General features: G+C 61.7%; 5 protein-coding genes and 1 pseudogene. All 6 read left to right on the top strand.

Annotation, left to right across the window (positions count from 1 at the left end; translation table 11 throughout):
• On the top strand, positions 1-1,041 hold a 1,041-nt coding region (locus AMD30_RS23865; protein WP_156354406.1), incomplete at its 5' end, for an oxygenase MpaB family protein.
• 24 nt (positions 1,042-1,065) lie between these two features.
• Positions 1,066-2,517 (top strand): aldehyde dehydrogenase, encoded by a 1,452-nt coding sequence (locus AMD30_RS23860; RefSeq protein ID WP_055477322.1) that lies wholly within the window; start codon positions 1,066-1,068, stop codon positions 2,515-2,517.
• A gap of 308 nt (positions 2,518-2,825) precedes the next feature.
• Complete coding sequence (gene benA, locus AMD30_RS23855) at positions 2,826-4,241, top strand: benzoate 1,2-dioxygenase large subunit (protein WP_055477321.1); 1,416 nt, start codon at positions 2,826-2,828, stop codon at positions 4,239-4,241.
• 2 nt (positions 4,242-4,243) lie between these two features.
• Positions 4,244-4,759, top strand: a complete 516-nt coding sequence (gene benB / locus AMD30_RS23850; RefSeq protein WP_055477320.1) for a benzoate 1,2-dioxygenase small subunit — start codon at positions 4,244-4,246, stop codon at positions 4,757-4,759.
• Positions 4,760-4,770: 11 nt separating this feature from the next.
• Entirely contained in the window at positions 4,771-7,500 is a 2,730-nt protein-coding gene (gene benC / locus AMD30_RS23845; protein WP_055477319.1) for a benzoate 1,2-dioxygenase electron transfer component BenC, read from the top strand.
• Positions 7,501-7,761: 261 nt separating this feature from the next.
• A pseudogene (locus AMD30_RS25630) lies at positions 7,762-8,020 on the top strand (hypothetical protein); the annotation flags it as partial.

Raw genomic sequence — 8,020 nt, 5'->3', positions numbered from 1 at the left:
CACTCTATGGGGCGCTACCCGTTGGCCCACCAACAAAGGAAATCCCCCATGCACCATCGTACGAAGCCTCGCAAGTGGATCAGTCGCGAATTGGACACCCTTGATCCACATCGTGATTACGAGAGAATATGGGACCTGAGCAGCTCTTATTACGTGTCCGACTTCTTGATGGACTATGTGTACGCCATCACATTCCCTCGCTTTCTGGTGACCACACGCGGTGCACGAGCAGTTTTGCGCGAGGGACACGGCAAGATTCATGAGCGTCCCAACAAACGAATGGACGATACGTCGCGTCACATGCTCACCTGGTGGGCGAACGGCCCGAGCCACCCCAGCACGAGGCGTTCGGTGGAGTCGCTCAACAATCTGCACCACCACTACGCAAAGCAGTATCCGGGCCACTTCTCGTTCAACGAGGACTACATCTACACCCTGTGCTACGAGGGAGCGATGATGCACAGACTCAAAATCAGTCTGGGCATGAAAGGGTTTGACGAGAAGCTGCAGACCGCGACGTGGGAGTTCTGGTCACGCATGGCGAAATTGTTTGTCAACGGTGACGATGGTTCACCACTGTGCGACTTCCCCAACGATTTCGCGGGAATGAACGAGTACATGGACCGTTATGAAGCGGCTCAATGGCCCACGAACCCTTGGGGTGACCAGGTCGCCGACGTGGTCCTGCGCCCATTCGCTGAACGCCACTTCCCTAGAGCGCTGCACCCGGTAGCAAAGGTCATGGTGACGTCGCTATATCCCGACTGGGTTCTTCGCACTCATGGTATTGCGCGCCCGCATCCGCTAGTGCGGTGGATCGTTCGACGAGGATTTCGGCTCGGCCTCACCTTTGCTGAAAAGGTCGCGCCAGATCCGGAGGAGTCGCTCCATGAGATCCATCAGCGCCGCAAGGCCGAGCTCGGCGTTGCACGACCACAAACAAAAAGAGAAGCGGCCCAAGTGAGCCGCTGTCCCATACATCCGACGCCAACCGCTCAACATGCGACGTCCGCCACCCCAGCATCCCACGCTGACCTTTGAGCCTGTCGAAACATAAGGAGAAACATGACTATCGACCACTCATCATTGTTCATTGGGAGCCAGTGGACAACCCCGTCCAGCTCCGAGCGTATTACCGTGCGGTCAGCCACAACAGAGCAGATCATCGGCTCTGTCCCCGAAGCAGCGCCCGCTGATGTCGATGCCGCCGTCGCGACCGCGCGCCGGGCGTTTGACGACCCGCGTGGCTGGTCGAATTGGGATCCGAGCCGGCGAGCCGAAATCCTCGACCGATTCGCCGACGAGTACACGAGCCGCTCCGAGGAGATTTTCACCGCCGTCTCGCAGCAAAACGGGATGCCCATCTCGATTGCTCGCCAGCTCGAAGCCTTCCCACCAGTACTGATGAGGTACTACGCAGACCTCATCAGAAAACAGCCAGCCGAAGAGGTCCGTGATGGCGTCTTCGTCACTACGGCCACAGTGCAGCGCCGTCCCGTCGGGGTGGTAGCGGCAATCGTGCCCTGGAACGTGCCCCAGACGCTGACGGCGACCAAACTCGCGCCAGCCCTGGCTGCGGGATGCACGATAGTCATCAAGCCCTCCCCCGAGACCGTTCTCGACGCGTTCCTCCTCGCAGAGGCTGCGCAAGCCGCCGGCGTCCCTGACGGAGTTCTCAGCATCGTCCCCGGCGGACGTGATCTCGGTGCGTACCTTGTGTCGCACAAAGACGTTGACAAAGTCGCATTCACCGGCAGTACGGGCGGCGGGCGTGCCGTCGCCCAGGCGTGTGCGACGCTACTTCGGCCGGTCTCACTCGAACTCGGCGGAAAGTCAGCCGCAATCGTGCTCGACGACGCCGACCTTGATCTCCAGAAGGTCGGCCAATCCATGTTCGCTGCGACATTGGCAAACAACGGCCAAGTCTGTTTCTTGGGCACGCGAGTCCTGGCACCCCGGACGCGCTACGACGAAGTCGTCGACACGTTCGCGAACATCATCACATCCGCCCCGGTGGGAGACAGTCTAGACGCCGACACCCTAATCGGGCCCATGGCCAGCGCCACCCAACGCGAACGCGTGTCGGGCTACATCGAACGCGGCATCCACGATGGTGCCCGAGTCGTCGTGGGCGGCAGCGGCACACCTGAGGGCATTGATCGTGGATGGTTCGTCAAGCCCACACTATTCGCCGACCTCGACAACAACGCCGTCGTCGCCCGCGAAGAAATCTTCGGGCCAGTCTTAAGCGTGATCGCCTACGACAACGACGACGACGCGATTCGAATTGCCAACGACTCGGACTACGGACTCGGTGGCACCGTGTGGTCCAGCGATCCCAGTCGCGCCATGGCCGTTGCCGGCGCGGTAGAATCCGGCACAGTAGGAATCAACGGTTATATCCCCGACCCGGCCGCACCATTTGGCGGCGTCAAAGCCAGTGGCATTGGTCGGGAATTTGGGCCAGAAGGACTCGCCGCCTATCAACAGCTGAAATCTATTTACCAGTTCGGCTGATTACCACCCTGAGTGAAGGGGCTGCGTCGCACACAAGTTGGCGGCGCAGCCCTCAGGGTCAGGCCCCGTACGGTCAATGGGCGAGGCAAAAGCCTCGGTACACGGGCCAGTGAGGTTGCCGATGGTGTGGCTGGAGAACTGGCGAGAAACAAACTCTCCAGTCGCCGTGGAACTCGTCTGACCCGTCGTAACACCCCACTTCGAAAACGCTCCAACGCGTGCCAAGAATAACAAGGTAGCCAGATGCCTGGTGTGCCCCCGATCGTTTGATGTGATTGTGAACCCAAGCGTGCTTACTGGAGGAATTTATGAGCGCACCGACCACCGACAACCTCGGCCACGTCGAATCTGTTCTGTCCAACGCCGTGATCGATGATCACGATGCCGGGATCTTCCGTGCCAACCGCCGGATCTTCACCGATGAGGACGTCTTCGAACTGGAGATGAAGCACATATTCGAGGGCAACTGGATCTACCTTGCCCACGAGAGTCAGCTGCCCAACCCAGGCGACTACTTCACGACCTACATCGGTCGGCAACCCGTGGTCATCACCCGCGCCAAGGACGGCGAGATCCATTGCCTCATCAATGCCTGCGCACACCGCGGCGCGATGCTGTGCCGGCGCAAGACCGACAACCGAATGACTCTGACCTGCCCGTTCCACGGATGGACGTTTCGTAACGACGGAACCCTGCTCAAGGTGAAGGACCCCGACGGCGCCGGTTACCCCGACACCTTTGACGTGGACGGTTCACACAACCTGACCAAGGTCGCCCGTTTCGACAGCTACCGCGGCTTTCTCTTCGGCAGCCTCAATCCCGATGTGCTGACGCTCGACGAGCACCTCGGCGACACCACCAAGGTCATCGACATGCTCGTCGACCAGTCCCCCGAAGGACTGGAGGTGCTGCGCGGATCGTCCACGTACACCTTCGACGGCAACTGGAAAGTGCAGGCGGAGAACGGCGCCGACGGATATCACGTCAGTGCGGTGCACTGGAACTACGCTGCGACGACTTCTCGGCGCAGCACCGGCGAATCCAAGAACGACACCAAGGCACTCGACGCCGGTAGCTGGGGCAAGTCGGGCGGCGGCTATTGGTCGTACCCGAATGGGCACCTGTGTCTGTGGACCTGGGCCGGCAATCCTCAGGACCGACCGTTGTGGGACTCGATGGACGAACTCAAGAAAGTGCACGGAGACGCCAAGGGCGAGTTCATGGTCAAGGGTTCCAGAAACCTTTGCCTGTACCCGAACGTGTACCTGATGGACCAATTCTCGACGCAGATCCGGCATTTCCGGCCCATTGCACCGGACAAGACCGAGGTCACGATCTACTGCATCGCTCCCAAGGGCGAAAGCGATGCGGCCCGGTCGCATCGGATCCGGCAGTACGAGGACTTTTTCAACGCCTCCGGGATGGCCACCCCCGACGACCTCGAGGAGTTCCGCTCCTGCCAGCTCACCTTCCGCGCCCAGGCCTCGCCCTGGAACGACATGAGTCGCGGCGCCGAGCACTGGAAGAACGGACCGGACCCGGTTGCGGAGTCTCTGGGGATGGAGGGCGTGATCTCGTCCGGTCTGAAGAACGAGGACGAGGGTCTGTACCCGGTGCAACACGGCTACTGGTTGTCGGCCATGCAAACCGCCCTCGACAACGAACGCCTTGCGGAATCGGGCGGTGTCGCGGCCCGCAACCCCGCCGCCACGAAGGAGGCATAATCATGACCACCACCGAAACCTCCACCACACTGATCACTCAGAATGCGATCGAACAGTTCCTGTACCGCGAGGCCCGGTATCTCGACGATCGTGAGTTCGAGAAGTGGCTTGAGTGCTACGCCGACGACGTTGTCTACTGGATGCCCTCCTGGGACGACGCTGACCTGCTGGTGGAGAATCCGCAGCGCGACATCTCCCTGATCTACTACGGCAACAAGGGTGGTCTGGAAGATCGTGTCTTCCGGATCCGAACGGAGCGTTCCTCGGCGACATCGCTTCCCGAGCCGCGCACCAGTCACAACATCAGCAACGTCGAGGTGATCGAACGTCGCGGCGATCTGGTCGACGTCCGATTCAATTGGCACACCATGTATTTCCGTTACAAGACGGTCGATCCCTACTACGGGACGTCTTTCTACACGATCGATTTCTCCGGGGAGCAGCCCCTCATCCGGCGCAAGACGATCGTGCTGAAGAACGACTACATCCACCACGTGGTGGACATCTACCACTTCTGAAGGGCTCTTCGATGACAACCACCCAGGAGGCACCCGCCGACACGGGCGGTCACCAGGTCGCCCTCTCGTTCGAAGACGGCGTCACCCGTTTCATCAACTGCCGCACCGATCAAACGGTCGCCGACGCGGCCTACCGGCAGCGGATCAACATCCCGCTCGACTGCCGCGACGGCGCGTGCGGCACGTGCAAGGCGCTCTGTGAATCCGGTGATTTCGACGGCGGCACGTACCTGTCCGATGCGCTGTCCGACGACGAGGCCGCAGCCGGATACAGCCTGCCCTGCAGTATGAAGCCGCGCTCCGATCTGGTGTTACAGATCGCCGCCACCTCAGCGATCGCGAAAACCGAGGCCGCGACATTCTCGGGAACACTGACGGAACTGGAACGAATCTCGCCCACGACCGTCCGGTTCGGCATCGAGATTGCCAACCGGTCCGATCTGGTGTTCCTGCCGGGGCAGTACGTGAACATCTCAATACCGGGCACCGACGTCAAACGCTCGTACTCGTTCAGCAACGGCCCGCACGAAGAACGTCTGACTTTCCTGGTGAAGCTCAACGCTGGCGGCGCCATGTCGGATTACCTCACCGAGCGGGCGGCAGTCGGTGACGCCCTGACATTCACCGGACCGCACGGCTCGTTCTTCCTCCGCGAGGCCGACCGCCCAGTCCTGATGCTGGCCGGCGGAACCGGCCTGGCCCCCATCCTGTCGATGCTGCGCACGCTGCGCCGGGACGGCAGCAACCGCAAAGTACACCTCATCTACGGCGTCAGTACCGACGACGACCTGGTCGAGACGGCAGAACTCCTCGACCTAGCGGACGCGCTCGACTCCTTCACGTGGGATCACTGCGTCTCCGATCCGGCGTCCACAGCGGACAACAAGGGCTACGTGATGAGCCTGATGACACCAGATCACCTGCACGGCGGCGACGTCGCTATGTATCTCTGTGGCCCGCCGCCGATGGTCGAGGCGGTCCGCGCGCACGTCAAAGACGCTGGCATCGACCCAACGGGGTTCTACTACGAGAAGTTCGCCCTCGCTGTGCCGCTCGGGTCGCCCGACGCCGACTCCGCGACGCCGGCCGGTTCCGAACCAGAAGTAATCGAGCAGCTACTCATCTCGCCCGACGCACGGGCCGTCGCCGGCCAGCAGATACTGCCGGGCGCGACGATCAAGGCCTGGTCCGGCCAATCGATCATTACCGACCACGGAGACGTGGTTCGGCGTATCGCCGGCCAACTGGTTGCACCCCCGATCCAAGATGGTGTTGCCGTCAGCACGATCTCCATAGCCGCAGATACGGACCCGATCTACCACGCCGACGCCGATATCCGCGCTATCGCCGGGCAGCCGGTGTTTCTTGGCGACCAGACACCCCCGCCGGCGGCTTCAATCGCCCCGAATGCCACGTCTACCCCACTGACACCGGCTACCGACCCCGCACCAGTGACTGTCGGTGCAGGGGGATATGAGATCGGTGAAGATCATCCTGCGCTCCACGAATCCGACGCCATCTTCGAAGCACGCAGAGCCCTCGAGCTCGGCGCCCTCGAGGTCACCATGGGCCGACTGAACAGCAGGCAACTAGCCGGATACCGGCTGCTCGCCGAATCGACATTGCCACACGTGCAAGGCGACCACTTCGTGGACGCCGCCGAGTACACCGAGACCAACGCCGCGTTCCACGACTACCTGTTCACCCTGACCGGCAATCAGCACCTCCTGCAGGCGTACACAGCGCTGGGCGTCAAGGGCCGGATGAGTGAAGTCCTACGCAACGCGACATGGTGCCACCCACTGTGCGCTCAAGACCACATGGACATCGTCACGGCGTTCGAAGCCGACAATCGCGACGACGCGCGAGCACTGATCGTCGCCCACGCCGAACGATCCAAACAGACAATGCGGCGGGCTATGGCCGACAACGTGGTGGCTCAGACCCCGCAATACGTGACTCCCGGCAGATTCGCCGGCAAAGTCGTCGTCGTCACCGGCGCAGCACAAGGCATTGGGGAGCGGGTCGCCCGCCGTATCAGCGCCGAAGGCGGCAAAATTGTCGTCGCCGACCGGTCAGAAATCGTCAAAGAACTGGCCGATGAACTATCCATATCGGGTCCAGCTGCATTCGCTGTCACTGCGGATCTCGAACACTGGGAAGGTGCCGATACCCTTGTTCAGCAAGCGCTATCGACCTTCGGTCAAGTCGACGTGCTGATCAACAACGTCGGCGGCGCCATCAACTTCAAACCCTTCACCGAGTTCACCGACACCGAAATCCGAGCCGAGATCGACCGGTCGCTGTTCACCACGCTGTACGCCTGCCGGGCAGTACTTCCACCGATGGTGGCGCGGGGCGACGGCGTGATCGTTAACGTGTCCTCCGCCGCCACACGTGGCATCCACCGAATCCCGTATTCGGCGGCCAAGGGCGGCATCAACGCCATCACCGCTTCCCTGGCCATGGAATACGCTGACGCCGGAATCCGAGTGGTCGCCACAGCCCCGGGCGGGACACAGGCACCTCCGCGCCGCATCTCCCGCGGGACACCCGAACCGAGAGACCGCACCGAGCAAGCCTGGTTCCAGGCGCACATCGACCAGACGATCTCATCGTCGCTGCTGCACCGCTACGGCACCCTCGACGAGCAGGCAGCCCCAATCTGCTTCCTCGCCTCACCGGAGGCGTCATACCTGACCGGGACGGTCCTGCCGGTCGCCGGCGGGGACCTCGGCTGACCCGCTCAGCGCACACCCAACACCTCTCGGCCCCGTCCTCGAACACAGCCACCAACGCCGCCTCGTGGAAGTGTGTGTTGCTCTCGTGCATTCAACCCATGCAGATAGGGTAGACCCGTCATGTCAGGATAACCAGACATCTGTGTTACTCGACGTCAGGGTTACCTGACATAAGGTACATCCTACGTTATGTCAGGTAGTCCTGACGGGGATGTCGACTCATGTCTGGTTATCTTGACGGCATGGGTCTACCCTATCCGCATGGGGTGGATGCACGAGAGCGACACGCACCTCCACGAGGCTGCATTGGTGGCGGTATTTGAGGACGGGACCGAGAGTCACGGGTCGACCATGGTCGACGGCGTCGACTACGAGATCGTAGAGCGGGGCCACCACTCGGGCGATGATCGTCTGCGACCGTCGGCCGAGATCGTCGGTTGGCTGTTGCGATGCGATTGCGCCCCGCGAGACAGTTCCGATGTGTCGACCTGGACTGATTCCGTCCAGTGGACGCGGGTGC

This window comes from Gordonia sp. HS-NH1, assembly GCF_001418765.1.
In the GTDB taxonomy this organism is placed as follows: domain Bacteria; phylum Actinomycetota; class Actinomycetes; order Mycobacteriales; family Mycobacteriaceae; genus Gordonia.
This window is presented reverse-complemented; position numbering and strand designations above follow the sequence as displayed.